Origin of the sequence: Bacillus sp. I-2 (assembly GCF_001974945.1) — a bacterium.
In the GTDB taxonomy this organism is placed as follows: Bacteria; Bacillota; Bacilli; order Bacillales; family Bacillaceae; genus Bacillus; species Bacillus safensis.
Genome location: NZ_LZRW01000044.1, coordinates 241,170 through 262,399, shown reverse-complemented (window position 1 = coordinate 262,399; position 21,230 = coordinate 241,170). Strand labels below are relative to the sequence as shown.

The following is a 21,230-nucleotide window of genomic DNA, read 5'->3' as shown; positions in this document are numbered from 1 at the left end:
CATGATCTTCCTTCCCAGTTTTCTTCTAGCTTGCCCTCTCGATGGCGATGACATTCAAGCTTTTTTCAATGTAAGAAACATTGAAACGCCGAGCTCCTTACAAATCGTCGCATAATGCAGGGCAGTCAACAGCAGCATGCCTGTGTTCATCCCTAAAATGACCCCCATCATATTCAAGCTTTCAATTGAACCGAGGAAATACACCATAGAAAAAGAGACGACATGCACCCATATATTATGTAGGAACACATCTTTGATGAGCCCCATACCGATTAAACACGCTTGAAACGGCATCACAAACAGATGGCATAAAAAGTATGGCCAAAGCAGCTGTAAATAGACAGCAGCTTGCGGTGAATCAAAAAAAAGCTGTGTGAGCGGGTAAGCAAAATAATACATGACCATCACTGCCGGCACCCCGTATCCAAACGTTATGAGAATCGCCTGTCTGACACGTTTTTTCACAAGATCATACTGACCTAAAGCATAGGCTTCAGAGACACTCGGAATCATCACAATCATGATGGAATGAGCAATAAACGCCGGGAAAAAACCGATCGACATTGCGACACCAGCCAGCATGCCGTAATGATCAACAGCAAGTGTTCCAGAAATGCCTGCTGCAACGAGCGCTCCTTTGATTAAAAATGGTTCAACTGCATTGGCGATCGCATGAAAGATGCGCATGCCCGTTGTCGGAATGGAAACGGCTAATAGGCGCTTTCGCACATCACTTCCTCTTAATTCAACAGACCTGACTTTCACAGCATTTTTTGCCATGACGTATTGGGAGTATAAATAAATAAAGACAACAAGATCACTCGCAACAATGACACCAATGGCGATGAGTACTGCTGTTTCAATATCAAACGAATACCAATGAAAAAACAAAAACAAGCAAATAAGCTGGATCGTTTTCTTCAGCATATTGGCTAAAGCGATTCTGCCCATTTGCTGTTTTCCCATAAAATAGCCGCGGGCAATGGAGGTAAACGCAATAATCGGGATAAGTGACAGCACTAGACCCTTCATTAATGGATGATACGACTGAAACACTGGAATGAAAGGCAGTACAATGGCTGCGACAGCTGTAGTTGTACTTGTCACCACAAGCGTCATTTTAAAGGCATGACGGAGCATGCTTTTGTGGAGACGCTCATGTGATTCTGCAATGAATTTAGAAATGGAGACTGGCAGCTCTAAACTGGCGATCACAAGGACAAGCATGATGATTGGAAGGATACTCATATATAAGCCCATTCCATGTTCTCCAAGCTCTCTCGCTAAAATCATATTGACTAAAAACTCTATACACTCTGCAATAAAAGCTGCGACAGATAGCAGAATGACCCCTTTTACAAATCGATTCATGTAGCCTCCCCTTGTCTAAAGCAAATTCTTTTCACATTCTATGAGACAAGTCCAAAAAATATTTTAATAATTGAAGACAAAAAAAGAGCAATCTCATTGATCGCTCTTTTTCTCTATACGGCAAACACGTGACGTCCAATACGTTCTACAATTTTGCGGGAACGAATCCAGTGATCTGTTGCCGTTTTTGGATTATAAAAATAGATAGCCTTTGTTGTTCTGTCATGTTCTTTGACTACCTGCTTCACCGCTTTAATAGAATCTTGATCTGCCTTATCATGAATACTTCCATTTGATACTGGCTGGAAAGCATTTCGCTGATAAATCACACCTTTCACGCTGTCAGGAAAAGAACGATGCTCTACTCTGTTTAAAACAACGCTTGCCACCGCTTTTTTCCCTTCGTAAGATTCACCTTTCGCTTCAGCGTGAACCAACCGAGAAAGCAGTTCCATTTCTTCATTAGAATACTGTTTGCCGCTTGCCTTATTCGTTGTTTCAGATTTTACTTTTTTCTTTTGCTTCGGTTTTGAAGACTTTTCTTCTGTTGACGTACTTAGCATTTTCACTTTTGGCTGACGCTTCTCTTCAGAAAATGCTGGGATGACTTGATCGTGATCTTGATCTATATATGAAAGCTGATGTTTAACAGGTGTTTGTGAAAGTTCGTGACTTAATGTGCCTTGCTGCTCTTGTATATTGTCCATCTTCATTGCTGCAACGAGCATAAGGATGACAAAAAGAGCTGTATGAATTTTAATCATTCGCCTTTTTCCTCCTTTAATCAAAGTAGGCTGTAAGATACTTGTCCACTCTAACAAGACCTCATTCTATTTTCACGCACAAAGATTTACATGCCTGTCCAAATTCCGTCATTAAATGGCATGTCCTAGTTTTGCGCACATAAAATGGAATTGTTAGCGCTTAAAAAGGTCCCTTTTTCACCTATCATCATCCTTATGCTCCTGATTATGGGTTATTACATTTTCTTTTCATATGTATCAGAGTGGTTTGAAGTGTGACAAAAGAACGAAAATAAAAAAAGCTTTCTCTCATCAATGAGAAAAAGCTTTAGCTTCTTGCTTCTGTAAGATATTCAAAAATAACATCTCCACCATGTTTGGCGATCCCACGAAAATGTTTAAAATCATCTTGATTCACCAAAACAGAACGAAACGTTAAAAAGTCATCTTTTTGGATGGTCACCTGTTTTTCCGTCCCATTCCGTAAAGATTCGAGGATGGTGAGGATTTGTTCTTCAGTCAAAAAAACCGCTCCTTTTCAGCCATGATCAATTATTAAATATACCATTCGTTAGAAGAGCATACAACGAAAACAAAACAAAAACGTCTTTATCCTTTACATTGGTATGAAAATATTGCAAAATACTTTTTAATAGGGAATGAAATCTGTTTTTAAAGGAGAGGGATCGGTTGAAGATTGCAAAAATTGGAAATGTGATCGAATTTAGAAATGGTTTAACAGGTGTAGTTGAAAAAGTGAATGAAAACTCTGTCATTGTGGATGTCACCATTATGGACAACTATAGAGATTTAGAACTGGATTCACTAACAGTCGTTAATCATAAAAACTATAAAATCATCAAAGACTCCGTACATTAATTTGCAATCCTCAATTCAGACGATCGGTACATACGTATATATAAAGCAAATTTGGCTCGTTTGACAACTTTGCTCTATTTGAACAATCACATATGAAAAAGACTGATACCACTTAAAGTGGGGTCAGTCTTTTTGCGTATGAAAGGTTTGCATTTCCGCCTTCGTCTTGTACATCTCGACTTCCTCGGGTGTGATCACTCCTTTATCAATCAAGAGGGCAATCACTCCAAGCAATGTGGAGGCACTCCATTTATACCGTTCTTTGTTTTGATGTTCAAGCATTTGAAGCTCTTCCTTTAGCTCCATTAGCAGCTGCTCTGCCCGCTCTTCTTTGTTTGCCAACTCAAACGCCTCCGTTTATCATTCATTGCCTCTATTTTATCTTACATCAAATGAAATAAGCAAAAAAAGCATGATCCCTCTTTACAAACATACGTTCTGTCATGTATAATAAATTTACGAGCTGGTAGCCCCCAGCCGTCCTAGCAAGTTCTATTCCCATTCGTATGAGAAGAGTGACATGACTCTTCTCTTTTTTTTATGGCTGATTCGCAAAAAAAGACATGCATCCGGCATGTCTTTTCCTTTTTTCTCATTTTACATATCCATCATCAAACTTAGTTTACAGCATTTGTGGTTACTCAAGGACATAAGGAAAACGACTTTTTTATGCGACTCAAGTAAAACCCCATTAACTTTTTTTGGGGACTTATTTGTAATCCCTTCGCAGGGACATTATACCTGTGCTAGCCCGCCATCTACGAACAATTCAACACCCGTCAAGTAACTGCTTTCGTCTGATGCAAGGAAAGATACAGCGTTTGCTACTTCTTCAGGTGTCCCAACTGTTCCAGCTGGAACAGTTTTTCTGGCATTTTCCATCGCTCCTTCAAGTGCATCACCAAAAAGCTCATCGTATGCAGGTGTAAGAATAACTCCTGGACTTACCACATTTACACGAATTTCAGTACCTTTTAGGTCAAGAATCCAGTTGCGAACTAGTGCTCTTAATGCTGCTTTAGATGCTCCATATACACTAAATGCTGGGTTACCAATTGATCCAGCAGTAGAGCCCGTTACAATAATAGAACCTACTTTGTCCGGGAATAGTGATAGCGCTTTTTGAACAGTAAAAATGGTTCCTTTCACGTTAATGTCGAACGTTCTATCAACCTGCTCTTCAGTAATTTCACCTAATGGAAGGAAGTTGCCGATGCCTGCATTAGCAAAAAGGATGTCCAACTTACCTTTTTCCTGCTTTATCATGTCATATAGTTTGTCTAAGTCTTCAAGCTTAGAAATATCACCTTGAACACCGGTTACGTTCTTGCCAATTTGGTTAACAGCTTTATCAAGTTCGTTTTGTCTACGTCCCGTGATATAAACATATGCACCTTCGTTTACAAATTTTTGTGCTGTAGCAAGACCAATCCCACTTGTTCCACCCGTTACAAGCGCTACTTTACCTTCAAATTTCCCCATACTTAACACTCCTTTAGAATTCATATTATTTTATGTTTAGTACCTTTAAGTACTTGAAGAACAACTTACAAGATATAGTATCCTTCAGTAAGCACATTATCGGAAGTACCCACTTTTTTGTGATATAGTAACTAAAAAGTAATAAATGTGGATTGGAGAGCTTTAGACATGAAAAAATTTAGCTGTGGGTTTGAAGTGACAAAGGAAGTGATTGGCGGAAAATGGAAAGGCCTTGTATTATACTTTTTAATGAATGGACCAAAGAGAACGAGTGAATTAAAGCGCATTATCCCAAATATCACTCAGAAAATGCTGATTCAAACACTTAGAGAGCTTGAGGCCAGTGGACTTGTGACCAGAAAGATGTATAATCAAGTACCGCCGAAGGTTGAATATTCATCCACTGAACTTGGAGAATCTCTTAAACCTATCTTGCAGGAGCTCTGTCAATGGGGGAGCCATTATGCGGAGCAAGAGTATGCAGAAGGTGAATATGAAATTGTACAACCAGAGCTGCAGCAGCTGAAGTAAATCCTAAACAACTTCAATACCATCACCTAACAGATGAAGAACAGTCAGAAATAAATGAGATAGTCAATTTTGAAAGTGAAGTTCTATTCAAAAGTGTCATGGACTATATTCAGGAAAACTTTGATGAAATTCAAAAAAGAGCTGTTTCAAATGTTAGAGAAGGTTTAGAAACTTAGCCAAAAAATGAATGAAGATATGATCATAATATTTAATGCCTCTGATCTCTAGATAGGCATTTTTTCTTTCGGATAAAAAAGAAAAGACGTACAAATTGTACGCCTTCATCTGCTTCTGAACTATCAATTTTTCTCTGCATAGAAGTCACAGTTCAGGTTGCACCTCAGGTCACACTTTATCATACAATTCCCATGAGTATTTTCAGGTGTGACTTTTTCCATTTTTATTGTGACCCCAGTTCGTTTCACACTCCGTCTCACACAGCGAAATAATTACCGATTATCAATCGTCTCCGGATACATATCATGGTTCATCATACGGTATTCTGCCATTTCCTCATATTTCGTGCCGGGTTTTCCGTAGTTCGTATACGGGTCAATGGAAATACCGCCTCTTGGCGTAAATTTGCCCCAAACTTCAATATACCTTGGGTCCATCAATTCAATCAGGTCGTTCATAATAATGTTCATACAGTCCTCATGGAAGTCACCATGGTTACGGAAGCTGAACAAATATAATTTTAGCGATTTACTTTCGACCATGATTTCATTTGGGATATAGCTGATATAAACTGTCGCAAAATCAGGCTGTCCTGTTTGCGGACATAGTGATGTAAATTCTGGGCAGTTGAATTTCACAAAGTAATCTCTATTTGTATGTTTATTTGGAAACGTTTCAAGCACTTGTGGTGCATAATCAAACAAATAATTGGTTCCTTGGTTTCCTAGTAACGTGACACCTTCTAATTCTTCTGGTTTTCTTGTCGTCATGTCATCTCTTCCTTTCTATACGCCTCGTTTATTTCCCCACAATAACGTGTGCAGCTGCGGCAGCACTCTTACGCGGTTTAAGTCTGGATCTTGCGCGACTTGATCGACAAGCGCTTCATATTTCTTTAATAAATGCGTCAATAAGTACGCATCATCACCTGTCGTCGTGTCATCATTTCCTACCTGCAAATAAAACGCAAGCTCAGGGTATTTCGCATGAACATCCTTCGCATACGCTAGATCACGATCGTCAAAAATCACGACCTTCAGGCTAGCATGCTGCAACCTATTTCCGTTTTTCAGCTCATCTATGATACGTGTTAGTTTCGTAAAATCTGTTTTCATATTCGAGCTTGGCGGCTTAGGAGAAATGGTTAAATCATCAATTTTCAAAAACCATTCCTGATACATTGTCCCTTGTGTTTCAAGCGCTGTATCAATTCCCTCTTCATGCAGTAAATCAATGAGGGATTCCATTTGTTTTAAAAGCGCCGGGTTTCCCCCTGAAATGGTGACATGAGAAAAAGCCTGCCCGCCTATTCTTTTTAATTCTTTGACAATGTCTTCTGCCTCAAGCCACTGAATGTCATGCTTCGCTGAGCCATCCCATGTAAAAGAGGAATCACACCAGCTGCACGAGTAGTCACAGCCAGCCGTTCTAACAAACATGGTTTTTTGTCCAATGACCATTCCTTCTCCTTGAATGGTTGGACCAAAGATTTCTAATACGGGAATCGCTTTAGCCATTGATCTCAACTCGTTTCGGACGGTAAATGCAATAGCTTGTTGGTGTCTCTCTGACAAAAACCTGAACACATGTCGGCTTGTTCGATAAAGTTGATAAATACGCTGCGACTTTGTCATGTATGGTCTTTGCCACCACCTCAGTGGTTGGCATCGCGTATCGATCGTTTGATGAGAATTCCTCATGATCATTGAGCAGCGTGTGATCGTACTGCCCATGAATGAGCTTCTTCAATGTACTGAAATTGACAAGGAAACCCGATTCATCTAGCTCGTCTCCCGCAATCGTGATATTGATGGTGTACGTATGACCATGAACACGGCTGCATGCGCCCGCATCTTCTCGCGGAATGAAATGGGCAGCAGATACATGCATGTCTTTATTTAATTCAAATGAAAATGGATGATTGGTTTGTGGATAGATTTGAGAAAGCATTTAGTTTGCCTCCTTCATTTCCATATAAGTGTCATAACCGTTTTTCCGCAGCTTACACGCAGGACATTCCCCGCAGCCATCAGAGATGATGCCGTTATAGCAAGTGAGCGTTTCATTTTTCACAAAATCCAGCGCATTGAGCTCGTCTGCCAGCTTCCATGTTTCTGCTTTATTCAGCCACATCAGTGGTGTATGAATCACAAATGGTTTTTCCATTGCTAAATTCACCGTGACATTGCAAGATTTCACAAACTCGTCACGGCAATCTGGATAGCCGCTAAAGTCTGTCTCACAAACACCTGTGATAATATGTCTTGCTCCAATTTGATACGCCAGAATAGAAGCGAAGGATAAGAACACTAAGTTTCTTCCTGGTACAAATGTGGAAGGAAGCTCGCCTTCTTTTTCCTCAATGTCAATGTCACCTCTTGTTAAAGCATTAGGTGCCAGTTGATTTAAAAGTGACATATCTAATAGATGATTCTTCACACCTAATTTGTCAGCGATTCTTTTGGCGACATCAATTTCTTCTTGATGACGCTGATTATAATGAAAGGTCACTGTTTCTACCTCTTCAAATTGTTGAAGTGCCCATAATAAACAGGTCGTACTGTCCTGTCCCCCGCTAAAGACAACAACTGCTTTTTCATTTTTCATTTTCTGTTCTCCTCCTTTTGCAGATGTACAACCGTACAACACTGCATCTGAAAGGCTCCTAAAAACCCCTATTTTTCTCAAAAGAAAAGACACCTTTACATGTGTATGAGGTGTCCAGCCATAAAAAATAAAAAATGCCACATCCAAGGATACGGCAAGTCCTTAGTTTTTTATAGAGGGTTTTGCTAGAACCTCTCCCGTCTTCACGGATTTTTGTTCAATTTTCACAGAGGATAGTGTACCACATATTTTTCATGCAGGCTATCCCTTCTTTACTTATCAAGCGATGCAGGGACTTTTTTTAGAAAAAGAAAGAGGATAAAAAAGATGCTGACATAGCCAAAAACCGGATAAACCGTTGAAATCAGTGTACCGTAACCAATTTTACTAATCACATAGCAGCATATGAGAATAAGAGATATCGTAAAGATGCTGTTCATTCGGATATATGCCCTCACTTGTCTCTCTAGCCCGTATAAATTGCCTATGACGGATGTAAAAACTTCACCGAAGATGACAAATAGATAAATGAGATGAATGGAGTTTGCAACTTGATACACCACCTGAGCCATTGGAATATCAAACGCCTCCAGCATATCTAATGAAGAAAGAGATAAGAAACAAGCAAGCAAAATGAGTGTCAGCATGACGCCCCCAAGCACGGCTCCCTTTTTAATGACCGTCTCAGAGGTCATTTCATTTGCGACGGGTACTAACACTGCCTGTGACAGTGCTAAATTAAAGGCACCATATGACACTGCTGATAATATCCACTCGCCCTCACCCATTTGCAGCGCAAGAACATAACTTTCACTGCTGCTAAACACAAATGAATCAAGAAACACGATCATTGAAAAGAAAATCAGCATTGGAACGACAAGGACGTTGACTCCAAATAGCCCTTTTGAACCTTTAAAAAGTACAATGACGCTCAGAATGATCGTCAAAAAGATCCCATACTCCTTCGATATACCAAGCTGTTCTTCAAAAATAGCCCCTGCGCCTGAAATCATGACTGAGGTGACACCAAGTAAAATAAAAAACATGACAATATTAATATATCGACTCGCAGCTGCGCCAAATAAAAAACGGTTCATATCTTGATAAGATTCTGCTTCGATTCGTTTCGAAATCAGCATCATTTTTGCCCCAAGGCCAGTAAAAATAACACCGCTAATCAGGATTCCGAATAGTCCAATCCAGCCAAAACGAACAAAAAATTCTACGATTTCTTTCCCTGTCGCAAACCCAGCTCCAACCACTGTTCCTACATAAACAAAGGCAAGCTGAAAAGCGGATTCATTTGAACGTTTCATGTGACCCCTCCGCACCCATCACTTTCGATTGTTCCTTTTTTATCCTATGAGACAAGTTCCTTGAAAAGAAGGACAAACCATGATTAAATGCAAAAAAGGATTTTTATTCCCTTTTGAGCAAAACAGTTGAAAGTCAAAATAGGTCAGAGTATACTATAGTCAAAGATGGTCAAACAATAGACCATTTTCTTTAACATTCATTGGTCAAATAAAGTCAAACTTTATTTTAAGGAGGTCATGGCAAATGCGTTGTCAACATTGTCAAGTAAATGAAGCAACTATTCGCCTGAATATGCAAGTAAATTCGTCCCGGAGCCAAATGGTTTTATGTGAAGACTGCTATACCTCTTTGATGGAGCAGTCAAAAATGAAAATGGGACCTCAGCTTTTTGGAGGAAGTTCATTCTTCTCTCAGGCAGCAGGTCATGCCCCAAACATGGAGCAGCCAAAGCAAAAAGGCTTACTCGATGAGCTTGGCCGTAACTTAACAGATGGAGCAAATGCTGGTTTAATTGATCCAGTCATTGGCCGTGATGAAGAAGTCGCAAGAGTCATTGAGATTTTAAATAGAAGAAATAAAAATAACCCTGTTCTTATTGGTGAACCAGGTGTTGGGAAAACAGCGATCGCAGAAGGACTCGCGCTCAAAATTGCGAGCGGCGATGTGCCAAATAAATTAAAGAACAAACAAATCTATTTATTAGATGTTTCTTCACTTGTCGCAAACACAGGTGTACGCGGTCAATTTGAGGAAAGAATGAAGCAGTTAATCAAGGAACTGCAAAGCCGTAAAAATATCATCTTATTTGTAGATGAAATCCACCTTCTTGTGGGTGCAGGATCTGCAGAAGGATCAATGGATGCTGGAAACATTTTAAAACCAGCCCTTGCAAGAGGCGAACTGCAGCTAGTAGGTGCGACGACATTAAAAGAATATCGCCAAATTGAAAAAGATGCTGCACTCGAACGGCGCTTCCAGCCCGTCATCGTAGATGAGCCAACACAAGATGAAGCGATCGACATCTTAAAAGGCATCCAAGATAAGTACGAGGCCTATCATGGTGTCACCTATTCAGATGAAGCAATCAAAGCGTGCGTTCAACTATCTTCGCGGTATATTCAAGACCGTCATTTGCCGGATAAAGCCATTGATTTAATGGATGAAGCTGGTTCAAAAGCGAACCTCTCCATTGATGCAGCAAGTGAAGATGAGCTGACAAACCGATTAGCGCAAATTGCCGCAGAAAAACAAGCTGCGCTAAAAGAAGAACAATATGAAAAAGCAGCGAAGCTTCGCGATGAAGAAGAAGCCATTGAAGCAAGACTTCAAAACAAAACAACTGAAAAAGAGCATATCGTTACAGCAGAGGACATTCAGGCCATTGTGGAACAAAAAACAGGCATTCCTGTCGGTAAACTGCAAGCAGACGAACAAACCAAAATGAAAGAAATTGACGTCCGTCTAAAAGCACGAGTGATTGGACAGGAGCATGCGGTTGATAAAGTGGCGAAAGCCGTGAAAAGAAGCAGAGCTGGTTTAAAATCGAAACATAGACCAACAGGCTCCTTCCTTTTCGTTGGACCAACAGGTGTCGGGAAAACCGAATTGTCTAAAACGTTAGCTGAAGAATTATTCGGTTCAAGAGATGCGATCATTCGTTTAGATATGAGTGAGTACATGGAAAAACACTCTGTGTCCAAACTCATCGGTTCTCCTCCTGGTTACGTTGGACATGATGAAGCTGGCCAACTGACTGAAAAAGTGCGCAGAAAACCATACAGCATCATTTTGCTGGATGAAATCGAAAAAGCACACCCAGATGTACAGCACATCTTCCTGCAAATCATGGAAGATGGCCGCTTAACAGACAGCCAAGGCAGAACGGTCAGCTTTAAAGATACAGTCATCATCATGACAAGTAACGCAGGCAGTGCAGAAAAAACAGTCAAAGTGGGCTTCCAATCTGATCAGGAAGAAGCGATTGAGGAACAATCACTCATTGATTCACTGAGCAGCTACTTCAAACCAGAATTTTTGAACCGTTTTGACAGCATCATTCAGTTTGAATCATTAGACAGAGATGATTTAGTGAAGATTGTTGATCTTCTGCTCAATGAACTGTCAGAGCAATTAAAAGAGCAAAATTTAACAGTCCATGTCACAAATGAAGCGAAAGAAAAAATCGCAGAGCTTGGATATCACCCTGCATTTGGTGCTCGTCCACTTCGAAGAACCATCCAAGAGCACGTTGAAGACCAAATGACGGAGATCCTGCTTGAAGAGGAGCAGCTTTCTGGATTTACTGTGGATGTTGAACATGACGAAATCGTCGTAAAAAAAGGATAACTACATCTTCAGGATGATATGCACCTCCATCATGTTGAGGCGTCTAAGTTCCATCTGAACGCCGACGCTCCCCCACCTCTTTTCCTTTACGATAAAAGAAAAAGAGGTGAATCACATGATGAATTGGAGCTACGATCTTGTCAAAATCATGTATGAAGAAAAATTAAAAGAGCTGCTTCATTTAGATGAACCAGCTCAAAATGATTAAATGGAGACTCCCTTTATATGAAAGGGAGTTTCTTCTTTTTACATATTCAGAAAGCGCTTTCGTCAAAAATTCTTCACAGAAACTGTCTTAATTTTATATTCTGACTAAAACCCTTCTAGAACACACCGATATTAACTATAGAAAAAGATAGTTAAAGGATTTGGTGAGATAATGGACAAAACATCGTTAATTGGTATTATTTTAGCATTTATTGCACTAGGTGTCGGTATGGTTTTGAAAGGTGTGAGTCTAACTGCTCTTCTCAACCCGGCGGCTATATTAATCATCATTGTTGGAACGGTTGCAGCTGTTGTCATCGCATTCCCTTCTAGTGAAATTAAGAAAACACCAAAATTGTTCGGCAAAATTTTCAAAGACAGCCAGCTTCCAACGATTCAAGAAATGATCCCTCTATTTTCAAACTGGGCACAAATTGCGCGTCGTGAAGGTCTTTTGGCATTAGAAGCAAGTCTTGAGGAAGTCGATGATGATTTTCTAAAGAACGGGTTAAGCATGGCAGTTGACGGCCAAAGTGCTGAATTTATTCGAGACGTCTTAACAGAAGAAGTTGACGCCATGTCTGAAAGACACCAGTCAGGTGCATTAATCTTTACACAAGCTGGTACATACGCTCCGACGCTAGGGGTACTTGGCGCCGTTGTCGGACTTATTGCCGCACTTGCCAACATGGGAGATATTGAGGCACTTGGACATGCCATCAGTGCTGCCTTCGTCGCCACGCTGCTTGGGATTTTTACCGGGTATGTATTATGGCATCCATTTGCCAATAAGCTGAAGCGTAAATCAAAGGAAGAAGTAAAGCTTCGTCTGATTATGATCGAAGGTATTCTGTCTGTTCTTGAAGGTCAGTCTCCAAAAGTCATTGAACAAAAACTTCTTATGTACTTACCAGCAAAAGAACGTGCAAATCTTGTCATTGAAGAAGGAGAAAATCAAAATGGCTAGGAAACGTAAAAACCATGATCATGAAGACCATGTAGATGAATCTTGGCTTATCCCTTATGCCGATCTTCTGACGCTTCTTCTCGCCCTCTTCATTGTGCTTTTTGCATCTAGTTCAATTGATGCGGCAAAATATGAACAGATGGCTAAGTCTTTTAATGTAGTTTTTACTGGCGGTACCGGTGTTATGGATCAATCCAGCATGCAAAGCACGGAAGAAACAGAAAACAGCAACCAGGTCAAGAAAGCAGCCGAGGAAGAGAAAGATGAAGAAGCCAAAGCAAAGGCTAGGGACCAAGCGGTTCTCACAAAGGTCAAAAAGCAGGTCGATTCATTCATTGCAAATAAAAAACTTGGTGCCAAGCTCGAAACAAAGCTTACGGATGAAGGACTTCTCATTACGATTGAAGACAGCATCTTTTTTGATTCTGGGCGGGCAGTTATTCGCCCTCAAGATGTCCCGTTAGCAAAAGAAATCTCAAAACTGCTCGTCATTAATCCTGCTCGTGACATTGTCATTAGCGGACATACAGATAATGTACCGATCAGAAATTCAGAATTTGAATCAAACTGGTATTTAAGTGCCATTCGCGCTGTGAATTTTTTAAATATCCTTCTTGAAAACAGCAATCTAAACCAAGAGAACTTTAGTACAAAAGGATACGGCGAATTCAAACCGATTGCCTCAAACGATACAGCAGAAGGCAGAAGTAAAAACCGGCGTGTAGAAGTACTCATTTTACCGATTGAGAAAAAAGCGAAATAAAAAAAGAAGCCAGCGGCTTCTTTACAGATTGTTGACAAAGGGCTAAAATGATCTCTATTTTAGCCCTTTGTCTTCTTTTCAGCGTGATAGAATACCTTTGCAGTCTAGGAACGAGCACCGGCACGCAGGACTAACGCCGAATGCGAGGGATTGCCTGCGCGCTGAAAAGGAAGCCAGCGGCTTCCTTTTTATTTATTCTTGATGATCATATAAATGCTTTGCACGCAGCCCTACATGTTTGAGCATATCAATGCAGGCATCTTTCTCTTCTTCGCTCAGGACACTGATCATCTCATGAATTTCTTTCGCATGATCTGGGAAGATGTCATCAAGCAAAGCTCGTCCCTGCTTGGTAATATGCGCAAATGTCACCCTGCGGTCTTCTGCACAAGCCTTGCGACTGAGGAGTTCTTTCTTCTCCAATTTATCGACCACATACGTGATGCTGCCGCTTGCAAGTAAAATCTTATCACCGATTTGCTGAAGCGGCTGATCACCTTTATGATACAGCAATTCTAGCACAGCAAATTCAGTTGGATTCAGCCCGTGCTTCACAATATGTTTGTTCATGTGATGATTAATTGAGCGATAGGCACGTGATAATACAATAAATAGTTTCAATGATTTTTCAACATTATGATTTTCCATTTTTTATCATCCTTTATGAAATGCAACCCACTAATGTGACATTAATAAACAATAAGTAAAATGTCAACATTTTGATCCATCTTTAGCACGAAAATGAGACCAGAACGAATCACCTAATTTTTTAAAAATCACACAAGTCATCGTAATAAAGATAGGTTCAATGCTATAATAAGTCTATTAGGTAATACGTTGGAGCGATGAATGATGAGTATACTGAAAGGGTTGTGGAAGAAGATCAGGCTTTACCTTATTTTGGTCATGCTTCCAACCCTAATCATTAGTTATTTTATCTACGAAAAAGAAACTGAAAAAATCGATTTAAAGAACAAACAAACCGCTACACTTATGTTAAATATTCACAAAAACCAAATGAATTATTTAATAAGTGAAACAGAAGCGAGATTAACTTCCCTTGCCATGGGATTTGACCAGCCGCTTGAGACGAAAAAAGTACAAAACATCCTAGAGAAAATCTATAAACAAGAACCTCGTTTTTCAGGTCTGTATCTCCTAGACAAAAAAGGAAATGTAACAGCAAGCACCACCCCGTTAAAAGAAAAAATCAACCTATCATTCAGAGATTACTTTAAACGCATTCAAGTGACCAAGCAGACCGTGATCACAGACAACTATGTGAGCCGAATTACAAAACAGCGGATTCTCTCCATTTGTGTGCCTGTTCTCGATGAAAACGAAGAGGTCACCAATGTACTGATTGCCGCCATTCAAATTGATTATTTAAGAAATATTATGAATGTATTGAACCCTGATCTTCATTTTAAGATGCTGAATCAAAATGGACATGTCGTGTTTACAAGCGGTCCACAGCCAGTACCCGAGGGCGGCAGCACCGTATCTACATATTTAGATGAAAACAGCTGGAAGCTGGAGGTTTTTCCGCAGCGTGCTTCAACTAGTGAAGTGCTGTCTGTGATGCTCATCCCTTTATCCAGTGCGTTTATTTTATTAAATATTTTATTCACACTCGTCCAATATATCGTGTTAAGGCGGCAAACTCAGCAGGAGCGTCATGAAAATGAAGCGCAAAAGCTTGAATTGATCGGAACACTCGCAGCAAGTACAGCACACGAAATTCGCAACCCATTAACAGGGATTAGCGGATTTATCCAGCTATTGCAAAAGAAGTATCATTCAGAAGAAGATCAGCTCTATTTTTCTGTCATCGAGGAAGAAATTAAACGGATTAACCAAATCGTCAGTGAATTTCTTGTATTAGGAAAACCAACGGCAGAAAAATGGCAAAATAACTCTGTAAAAGAAATTGTAAGTGAGATCATGCCGATCGTTTTCTCTGAGGCAAACCTTTATAATGTGGAAGTGGATTTGCAAATCAATACGATTCAAGATGTGGGCGTGTATTGCACGAAGGATCATATTAAACAAGTCGTTTTAAATGTAGCAAAAAACTCTTTAGAAGCGATGCCAAACGGCGGTCATTTGAAGATTGTGATCGAAGCTGAAAAAGAACATGTCATCATTAAAGTAGAGGATACAGGTGAAGGCATACCAGAAGAGATGTTAAAGCACATCTTCCTCCCCTTTATTACGTCGAAGGAAAAAGGCACAGGTCTTGGGCTTGTCGTGTGTAAACGAATCATTTCGATGTATGGCGGAACAATTGATATTCATAGCGAAGTGAATAAAGGAACGACTGTCATGATCATGCTTCCTTCTGCTCACTCAGCATAACTGAAGATGTCAGCCGGTTTTGCTTATGCAAGACCGGTTTTTCATGTCAATAAGAGGGGCGGTTCACAGATAAAAGACTCATTTGAGACACAAGATCATGAAAGGAGGGGGCAGATTGTTTCTCATGAAAAAGAAGATGCTGATACTCATTCATCAGGTTGTCCAGTTCTTGACTATATTTAATTGTCGTCTCACCAGTGTAACCTTCCACTTGAGCAGCTTCTACCATTTGTTTTCTCTTCTCATCAATGGACATCAGCAATTGTTCTTTCCTTACATAAATATTCATGATCTCAGCTCCCGCAATGATTTCGACTGTCTATGCTCAAAATGATCCGACACCAAAATTATACTTTATTTGTAAATTAAATGAAATATGCTTATTTTATTTAATTTTTTACAGCCTAAAGACCTTTTACCCAATCAAATTTGGGGGTAAACTTCAAATTTGGACAGGACTGACACATTGATTAAACAGAATTTTATCCTATGCAGAAGATCAAAATCAACTATTTTCTTTCTCATTTTATGTCTAATTTCCTAAAAAAAAGCTGATCTTCCACCTCATGCGGAATGATCAGCTCTATCATTAAACCGTTTCTTGCTCGTAAATTGGCACCCAGCCCTCAGTTGTGACAAATATGCGAACTGCGACCACTTTGCGATCCTCTTGAAGTGTAAAGTAATGACGAATGTTTGGCGGAACAGAAATTAAATCACCTGGATTCAATCTCACATCAAAAAAGACGCCATCCTTGCCTTGAATAGCAAAGATTCCGTGCCCGCTCACAATAAAGCGTACTTCATCATCTGTATGGTGATGCTCACGTTTAAAGTTTTGAAGCAGCTCATCAAGATTTGGCGTGGCATCAGATAATGAAATGACATCCTGCGCTTTGTACCCTCTTTTTTCAGAAATACTTTGGATTTCCTTTTGGAAAACAGTCAAAATCTCTTCCTTTTCCTCATCAGTTAAATCATACTTTTCTGATAAACGGTTTGGCAGCTTTTCAATATCCCAATGCTCATAAATGACCCCTTGGTTTTCTAAATATGATGCTACCTCTTGCTCGCTTTCCAGTAATGTGTTCTCTTCGTTATGAATCAAAATCGTCGCCATGTGCTTTTCCTCCTTTTTATCTTACAAGCTGCTGTTGATAAAGCGCTAATTTTAAGTGATAGCTAAATAAAAATTCATATGCTTCTAATACTCGTTTTGCTTCAAAGGCTGTTTTTCCCCAGACCGTAATGCCATGATTGCGAATGAGTACAGCACCAGATGACGCCTCTAGTGTCAGATGTTTGGCAAATTGCTCTGCAAGCTGCGGAATATGAGCTGGATTTTCAATAATCGGAATCGACACTTCTGCATCCTCTTCCCAATAACCAAGCGCTTTGATGATTTCGTTGCCTTTAAAACGAATCTCTCCCTTATCCCCGTACAGCTCTGACATCACATTATTATCAATTGTATGGACATGGAGGCAGCAGCCTGCTTTCGTCTGTTCATACACGTATGTGTGAAGCAGTGTTTCAGCTGATGGTCTAAGCGGCTCGTTCGGATGATGGGGCTGGCCTGCCGCATTTACTAGCACAAAATCTTCGTTTGTTTCTTTTCGTTTATCTTTGCCGCTTGCCGTCACCAAAAACGTGATTGGATCATCCGACACCTTGATCGATAAATTACCACTTGTTCCGAAAAACCAGTCTCTTTTGGCCAGTTCACGTTTAACGTCTGCTAGCTCCTGCCAGCGTTTGCTCTTTGCGTCTGCCATTCCTTCACTTCCTTTATTTGAACAAATTGCGCGTGTAGATCAATAAATGTGTCATACTCCTTATGTACGAGCCCGAGCTCTTGACATTCATTGAGCAAGTAGTCTCGCGCAAACGTAAGATCCGCATGCTTCGCCGCCTCCACATCAGTCACTGAATCTCCGATCATGATGATGAAGTCATCCTCATGAGTCAGCTTTCGAATGATTGAGGGCTTGCAGCATCCGCAGCCATTTTGACATTGCGTATCGCAGGCATGCGGCCATTCAATCTGAATATGGTCTTCCCCAAATGATGCATGGTTGCAATAAATATCGTCTCGATCGACAATGCCTTCGAGGATAGGGTAGACAAAAAAGTCCATACCGCCGCTAAGTACATAGAAAGGAATGTCTGCTTTTTTTACTTCATCCACAAATTGCTTAAACCCTTCTCGAATCTCTGTATCCTCTAAAATAAATGATTGAATGGCTTCCTTCTGATCACTTGTCAGTAATTGAAACATCTGCCCGACACCTTCTTGAATGGTGATTTCCTTTGACAGGACACCATCCTTCAGCTTCGTCCATTCACTTGGTGCAAACTGTTTCATGATGCGGATGATATTATCATTTTTTGTAATTGTTCCATCAAAATCACAGCATACAATTGGTTTTTTCATTATTCTGCTACCCTTCCCCAAAGATCAAGTGCCGCTTTTAAGTCTTGGCAGGAAGCCGCCTTATCTCGGATGGACTCTTCGTGAATCACTGCATCAATGATCGATCGAAATGCTTGCCCTCCGCCGATGGCTCCGCGCGGATGTCCGTGAATGCCTCCACCTGCATTTATCACATGATCAATTCCAAAATCTTTTATCAATACTGGAACCATTCCTGGATGAATGCCTGCTGACGGGACAGGGAATGTTTTTTGAACCGTATCCTCTTTCACGCAAGCTTCATAGATTCCAAGGGCATCTTTTTTCGGAAGTGCAACCGACCCATAAGGTGAGGGAAAAAGGCTCAAATCAGCGCCAGCATATCGATTTAATTTGCCTAAAAGAAGAGAATGCGAGAATCCATATTCAGGAGAGGATGTCAAAGCACCACTCACAGCGGGATGCGCCATAATCGGCAGTGGAATGTCTGGGTCCTCAGCTAGGCTTTGCATGACATCAAGGCCGTAAGCAAATACATTGAATAAGAGCGCATCCGCCCCAAGTTCAGCGGCCTTTCTCGCTCGATCCTTCAGGTCAAAGGTTCTGCCCGTTAAATTGACAGCATACAGCGTGCGGTGTCCTGTCTCTTCATAGGTTTCTTTTAAAATCGCTTTTCCTTCTTTGATTCGCTCTTCAAAAGGAGCTAATGGACTTTCAAATAAAATTTCATCGTCTTTGATGAAGTCAACCCCGCCTAATGCCTGTAAACGGAGCTGCTCTTTTAAATCCTGCAAATCACGGCCGATAACGCCTTTAAAAATACTCATCAATAATGGACGATCAAACACGCCTACCTTTTTTCGTATGCCATCAATTCCAAATACAGGTCCTGGCAGGCTTTTTTTAAATTCTTCAGAAAATTGGATATCGACTAGCTTCACTTTTCCGTCTAGTGAAAGCTTTCCAAAAATCGTCGTGAAAACAGCTGGTAAATCAGCTGAAAAGTTTGCCTCAGGATAAGCAATGGTCACCTCTGATTGATAAAGACCATTTTCGGCTGGAGCAGCCTTTTCTGATACTTTTTCAACTCGGCCTTTATGCTTTTGAAGCTGCTCCTTTTTGAGCTGCGGCAAATCCGTCCATGATCCAACTGTTAAACCAAGCGCGATCTGCTCCGCTTTTCGATTTATTTGTTCATCCTCTCGATGTGTTAATACGTATGTTGCCAGTAATTCACTCACTAGGAATCCCCTTTCGATTGCGTCATGCATATGTTCAATAAAAAAACCTCTTCAAGTGCTTCTTGAGCGCCTTAAAGAGGTTGTTTCGTGTCATTCGTCCGAATCTTATCTCTCAGCGCTTGCTGCAAGAATTAGCACCGTGCTTCATGGAAGTCGGTTGCCGGGCTTCATTGGGCTAGTCCCTCTGCCTACTCTTGATAAGAATATTCAATTTTCTTAAATATTGCCTGAATTATCGCACCATTTTTTTATGTTGTCAATGGCTTTTTTTCAAACAGCTTCAAGGCAGCGATGCGCTGAGCGGCTTCTTGTAACCGCTCCTCACTTGTTAGAAGTCCTACTCGCACGTACCCTTCCCCGTGCGCACCAAAGCCATTACCTGGCGCAACAACAACATGTGCCTTCTCTAATAATAAGTCAGAAAAGGCTTCAGATGTATATCCTTCCGGCACCTTTAACCAAGCAAAAAATGATCCCTTTGGTGCACTGACTTCCCAGCCAATTTCTTTGCAGGCAGAAATCCACACATTCCGCCTTTTCTCATATCGATCATTTTGCACCTGTACGCACGTTTGATCGCTTAATAGAGCTTCCGCTGCTGCATCTTGAGTGGCTTTAAACAGAGAGACAAACAGATGATCCTGATAAAGCTCAATTGCTTCAATAACAGATGCATTTCCAGCTGCAAATCCTACTCTCCACCCTGCCATATTGTACGTTTTAGACAATGTGTAAATTTCTATTCCCGTCTCTTTCGCTCCCTCTATTTGCAGAAAGCTAAGCGGCTTTTCTCCATCAAAGCCAATGCCGCCATATGCAAAATCATGGACAACACATAGTTTGTGATCTTTCGCAAATGTAACGGTTTCTTCAAAAAATGAACGGTTTGCCGTAGACCCCGTCGGATTGTTGGGGTAATTTAAGTACATTAATTTTGCCTTTTTCTTATCATCCTCAGGCAGCAAATCGTAGTCAGGTAAAAAATCATTTTTCTCAAGAAGTGGCATAGTTACCATATGCGCTCCAGCAAGCACAGCGCCTGACCAATAATCAGGATAGCCAGGATCAGGGACAAGAAGCGTATCACCCGGATTCAGCAGGCATTGCGGCAGCTCAACAAGCCCTGCTTTCCCGCCAAATAAAATCGCAATTTCCGTCTTTGGATCAAGTGTGACGCCATATTCTCTTTCATAAAAAGCGGCAGCAGCCTTTTTTAATTTCGCTGTTCCACGGAATGAGGAGTATTGATGATTTTCAGGTTTTGCTACCGCTTGCTGCATGGCTTTTACAATGTGCGGAGGCGTTGGCTGATCAGGATTTCCCTGCCCCAAATTAATGATATCTGCCCCTTCCTGCACTTTTTTCTGCACCTTTTGGACAAGGGAAGCAAAAAATTGTTTCGGTAATTGTTTCAACACATCTGATTGCTGGAATTCCATTTCTTCACCTTCTATTCAAGTTACGTGACAATACAATCACTGTAATGGATTGTTTTATGAATTGTAAAGCAATTTTGAAAAAAGATTGACATGTAAAGCGCCGCTCTGATAATATCTTGAATTAAGAAATGCAAACAGACACGAAACAATTACATATTGATTTCTCTTATCGAGAGTTGGGCGAGGGATTTGGCCTTTTGACCCCAACAGCAACCGACCGTTAATACCACTGTGAAGTGGGGCGCAGCAAGTAACGCGCCAAGACAATTGTCTTATAGGGCACGGTGCTAATTCCATCAGACGTATGTGCTGAGAGATAAGAGAGGCTTTGAGCATACACACCATCAAGCCTCTTTCTCTCAGGAGAAAGAGGCTTTTTTATATGATTT

At 40.7% G+C, this 21,230-nt stretch carries 23 protein-coding genes and 3 riboswitches; of the genes, 6 read left to right on the top strand and 17 right to left on the bottom strand.

Features of this window, described 5'->3' with window-relative positions; all coding sequences use genetic code 11:
* Nucleotides 1–54: 54 nt before the first annotated feature.
* The 3 genes from BAE31_RS16205 to BAE31_RS16195 all read right to left on the bottom strand — a co-directional run bounded on the left by BAE31_RS16205 (nt 55) and on the right by BAE31_RS16195 (nt 2,637).
* Entirely contained in the window at nt 55–1,371 is a 1,317-nt protein-coding gene (locus tag BAE31_RS16205; RefSeq protein WP_076840949.1) for a polysaccharide biosynthesis protein, read from the bottom strand.
* 113 nt (nt 1,372–1,484) lie between these two features.
* Entirely contained in the window at nt 1,485–2,135 is a 651-nt protein-coding gene (locus BAE31_RS16200; RefSeq protein ID WP_076840948.1) for a cell wall hydrolase, read from the bottom strand.
* A 307-nt stretch (nt 2,136–2,442) separates the two neighbouring features.
* A complete protein-coding gene (locus tag BAE31_RS16195) occupies nt 2,443–2,637 on the bottom strand; it encodes a hypothetical protein (protein ID WP_024424688.1) in 195 nt (64 codons plus the stop codon).
* Between the two features lie 167 nt (nt 2,638–2,804).
* Between BAE31_RS16195 and BAE31_RS16190 the strand changes: the two genes are divergently transcribed.
* Nucleotides 2,805–2,993, top strand: coding sequence for a YkvS family protein (locus BAE31_RS16190; protein WP_003211747.1), 189 nt, complete (start codon nt 2,805–2,807; stop codon nt 2,991–2,993).
* A 123-nt stretch (nt 2,994–3,116) separates the two neighbouring features.
* On the opposite strand, the gene BAE31_RS16185 is transcribed toward BAE31_RS16190, so the two are convergent.
* Complete coding sequence (locus BAE31_RS16185) at nt 3,117–3,335, bottom strand: hypothetical protein (protein ID WP_024424687.1); 219 nt, start codon at nt 3,333–3,335, stop codon at nt 3,117–3,119.
* Nucleotides 3,336–3,728: 393 nt separating this feature from the next.
* The gene (locus BAE31_RS16180; protein ID WP_075622919.1) at nt 3,729–4,475 is read right to left on the bottom strand and encodes an SDR family NAD(P)-dependent oxidoreductase; all 747 of its coding nucleotides are present in this window, start codon (nt 4,473–4,475) and stop codon (nt 3,729–3,731) included.
* Between the two features lie 168 nt (nt 4,476–4,643).
* Here BAE31_RS16180 and BAE31_RS16175 point away from each other — a divergent pair, with 168 nt between their 5' ends.
* Nucleotides 4,644–5,006 carry a winged helix-turn-helix transcriptional regulator gene (locus tag BAE31_RS16175; RefSeq protein ID WP_041106038.1) on the top strand — a complete coding sequence of 121 codons (363 nt, stop codon included), beginning with the start codon at nt 4,644–4,646 and terminating at the stop codon, nt 5,004–5,006.
* A 449-nt stretch (nt 5,007–5,455) separates the two neighbouring features.
* On the opposite strand, the gene queF is transcribed toward BAE31_RS16175, so the two are convergent.
* The 5 genes from queF to BAE31_RS16145 form a co-directional block, all read right to left on the bottom strand.
* Nucleotides 5,456–5,953 (bottom strand): preQ(1) synthase, encoded by a 498-nt coding sequence (gene queF / locus BAE31_RS16165; protein ID WP_024426839.1) that lies wholly within the window; start codon nt 5,951–5,953, stop codon nt 5,456–5,458.
* A gap of 15 nt (nt 5,954–5,968) precedes the next feature.
* The gene (gene queE / locus BAE31_RS16160) at nt 5,969–6,700 is read right to left on the bottom strand and encodes a 7-carboxy-7-deazaguanine synthase QueE (protein ID WP_041106036.1); all 732 of its coding nucleotides are present in this window, start codon (nt 6,698–6,700) and stop codon (nt 5,969–5,971) included.
* Complete coding sequence (gene queD, locus BAE31_RS16155) at nt 6,693–7,133, bottom strand: 6-carboxytetrahydropterin synthase QueD (protein WP_041106034.1); 441 nt, start codon at nt 7,131–7,133, stop codon at nt 6,693–6,695. Before queD ends, queE begins: the two co-directional genes overlap by 8 nt.
* Complete coding sequence (gene queC, locus BAE31_RS16150; protein WP_076840947.1) at nt 7,134–7,790, bottom strand: 7-cyano-7-deazaguanine synthase QueC; 657 nt, start codon at nt 7,788–7,790, stop codon at nt 7,134–7,136.
* 156 nt (nt 7,791–7,946) lie between these two features.
* Nucleotides 7,947–7,991, bottom strand: a riboswitch (PreQ1 riboswitch).
* A 71-nt stretch (nt 7,992–8,062) separates the two neighbouring features.
* Complete coding sequence (locus BAE31_RS16145) at nt 8,063–9,106, bottom strand: YkvI family membrane protein (RefSeq protein WP_076840946.1); 1,044 nt, start codon at nt 9,104–9,106, stop codon at nt 8,063–8,065.
* A gap of 244 nt (nt 9,107–9,350) precedes the next feature.
* Here BAE31_RS16145 and BAE31_RS16140 point away from each other — a divergent pair, with 244 nt between their 5' ends.
* The 3 genes from BAE31_RS16140 to motB all read left to right on the top strand — a co-directional run bounded on the left by BAE31_RS16140 (nt 9,351) and on the right by motB (nt 13,390).
* Nucleotides 9,351–11,453, top strand: coding sequence for an ATP-dependent Clp protease ATP-binding subunit (locus BAE31_RS16140; protein ID WP_076840945.1), 2,103 nt, complete (start codon nt 9,351–9,353; stop codon nt 11,451–11,453).
* 379 nt (nt 11,454–11,832) lie between these two features.
* A complete protein-coding gene (motA, locus tag BAE31_RS16135) occupies nt 11,833–12,627 on the top strand; it encodes a flagellar motor stator protein MotA (RefSeq protein WP_024424680.1) in 795 nt (264 codons plus the stop codon).
* Nucleotides 12,620–13,390 carry a flagellar motor protein MotB gene (gene motB / locus BAE31_RS16130; protein ID WP_024424679.1) on the top strand — a complete coding sequence of 257 codons (771 nt, stop codon included), beginning with the start codon at nt 12,620–12,622 and terminating at the stop codon, nt 13,388–13,390. Before motA ends, motB begins: the two co-directional genes overlap by 8 nt.
* Nucleotides 13,391–13,582: 192 nt before the next feature.
* On the opposite strand, the gene mhqR is transcribed toward motB, so the two are convergent.
* A complete protein-coding gene (gene mhqR, locus BAE31_RS16125) occupies nt 13,583–14,038 on the bottom strand; it encodes a MarR family transcriptional regulator MhqR (RefSeq protein WP_034281539.1) in 456 nt (151 codons plus the stop codon).
* Between the two features lie 204 nt (nt 14,039–14,242).
* On the opposite strand from mhqR, the gene BAE31_RS16120 reads away from it, so the two are divergent.
* On the top strand, nt 14,243–15,748 hold the full coding sequence (locus BAE31_RS16120; RefSeq protein WP_041106028.1) for an ATP-binding protein: 1,506 nt from the start codon (nt 14,243–14,245) through the stop codon (nt 15,746–15,748).
* A gap of 46 nt (nt 15,749–15,794) precedes the next feature.
* Here the strand turns inward: BAE31_RS16120 and BAE31_RS16115 are convergent, their stop codons facing one another.
* From BAE31_RS16115 to BAE31_RS16090, 6 genes are all read right to left on the bottom strand, one after another.
* Nucleotides 15,795–16,037, bottom strand: coding sequence for an aspartyl-phosphate phosphatase Spo0E family protein (locus tag BAE31_RS16115; RefSeq protein WP_034322108.1), 243 nt, complete (start codon nt 16,035–16,037; stop codon nt 15,795–15,797).
* Between the two features lie 300 nt (nt 16,038–16,337).
* Nucleotides 16,338–16,868 (bottom strand): 1,2-dihydroxy-3-keto-5-methylthiopentene dioxygenase, encoded by a 531-nt coding sequence (locus tag BAE31_RS16110; RefSeq protein ID WP_076840944.1) that lies wholly within the window; start codon nt 16,866–16,868, stop codon nt 16,338–16,340.
* A 16-nt stretch (nt 16,869–16,884) separates the two neighbouring features.
* A complete protein-coding gene (locus BAE31_RS16105) occupies nt 16,885–17,523 on the bottom strand; it encodes a methylthioribulose 1-phosphate dehydratase (RefSeq protein WP_041106023.1) in 639 nt (212 codons plus the stop codon).
* Complete coding sequence (locus BAE31_RS16100; protein ID WP_041106021.1) at nt 17,487–18,182, bottom strand: 2-hydroxy-3-keto-5-methylthiopentenyl-1-phosphate phosphatase; 696 nt, start codon at nt 18,180–18,182, stop codon at nt 17,487–17,489. The genes BAE31_RS16105 and BAE31_RS16100 overlap by 37 nt, the downstream gene beginning before the upstream one ends.
* Complete coding sequence (mtnW, locus tag BAE31_RS16095; protein ID WP_076840943.1) at nt 18,182–19,402, bottom strand: 2,3-diketo-5-methylthiopentyl-1-phosphate enolase; 1,221 nt, start codon at nt 19,400–19,402, stop codon at nt 18,182–18,184. Before mtnW ends, BAE31_RS16100 begins: the two co-directional genes overlap by 1 nt.
* A 102-nt stretch (nt 19,403–19,504) precedes the next feature.
* Nucleotides 19,505–19,606, bottom strand: a riboswitch (SAM riboswitch).
* Between the two features lie 44 nt (nt 19,607–19,650).
* Nucleotides 19,651–20,841, bottom strand: coding sequence for a pyridoxal phosphate-dependent aminotransferase (locus BAE31_RS16090; RefSeq protein ID WP_076840942.1), 1,191 nt, complete (start codon nt 20,839–20,841; stop codon nt 19,651–19,653).
* A gap of 164 nt (nt 20,842–21,005) precedes the next feature.
* Nucleotides 21,006–21,163, top strand: a riboswitch (SAM riboswitch).
* The last annotated feature ends 67 nt before the right edge of the window (nt 21,164–21,230 follow it).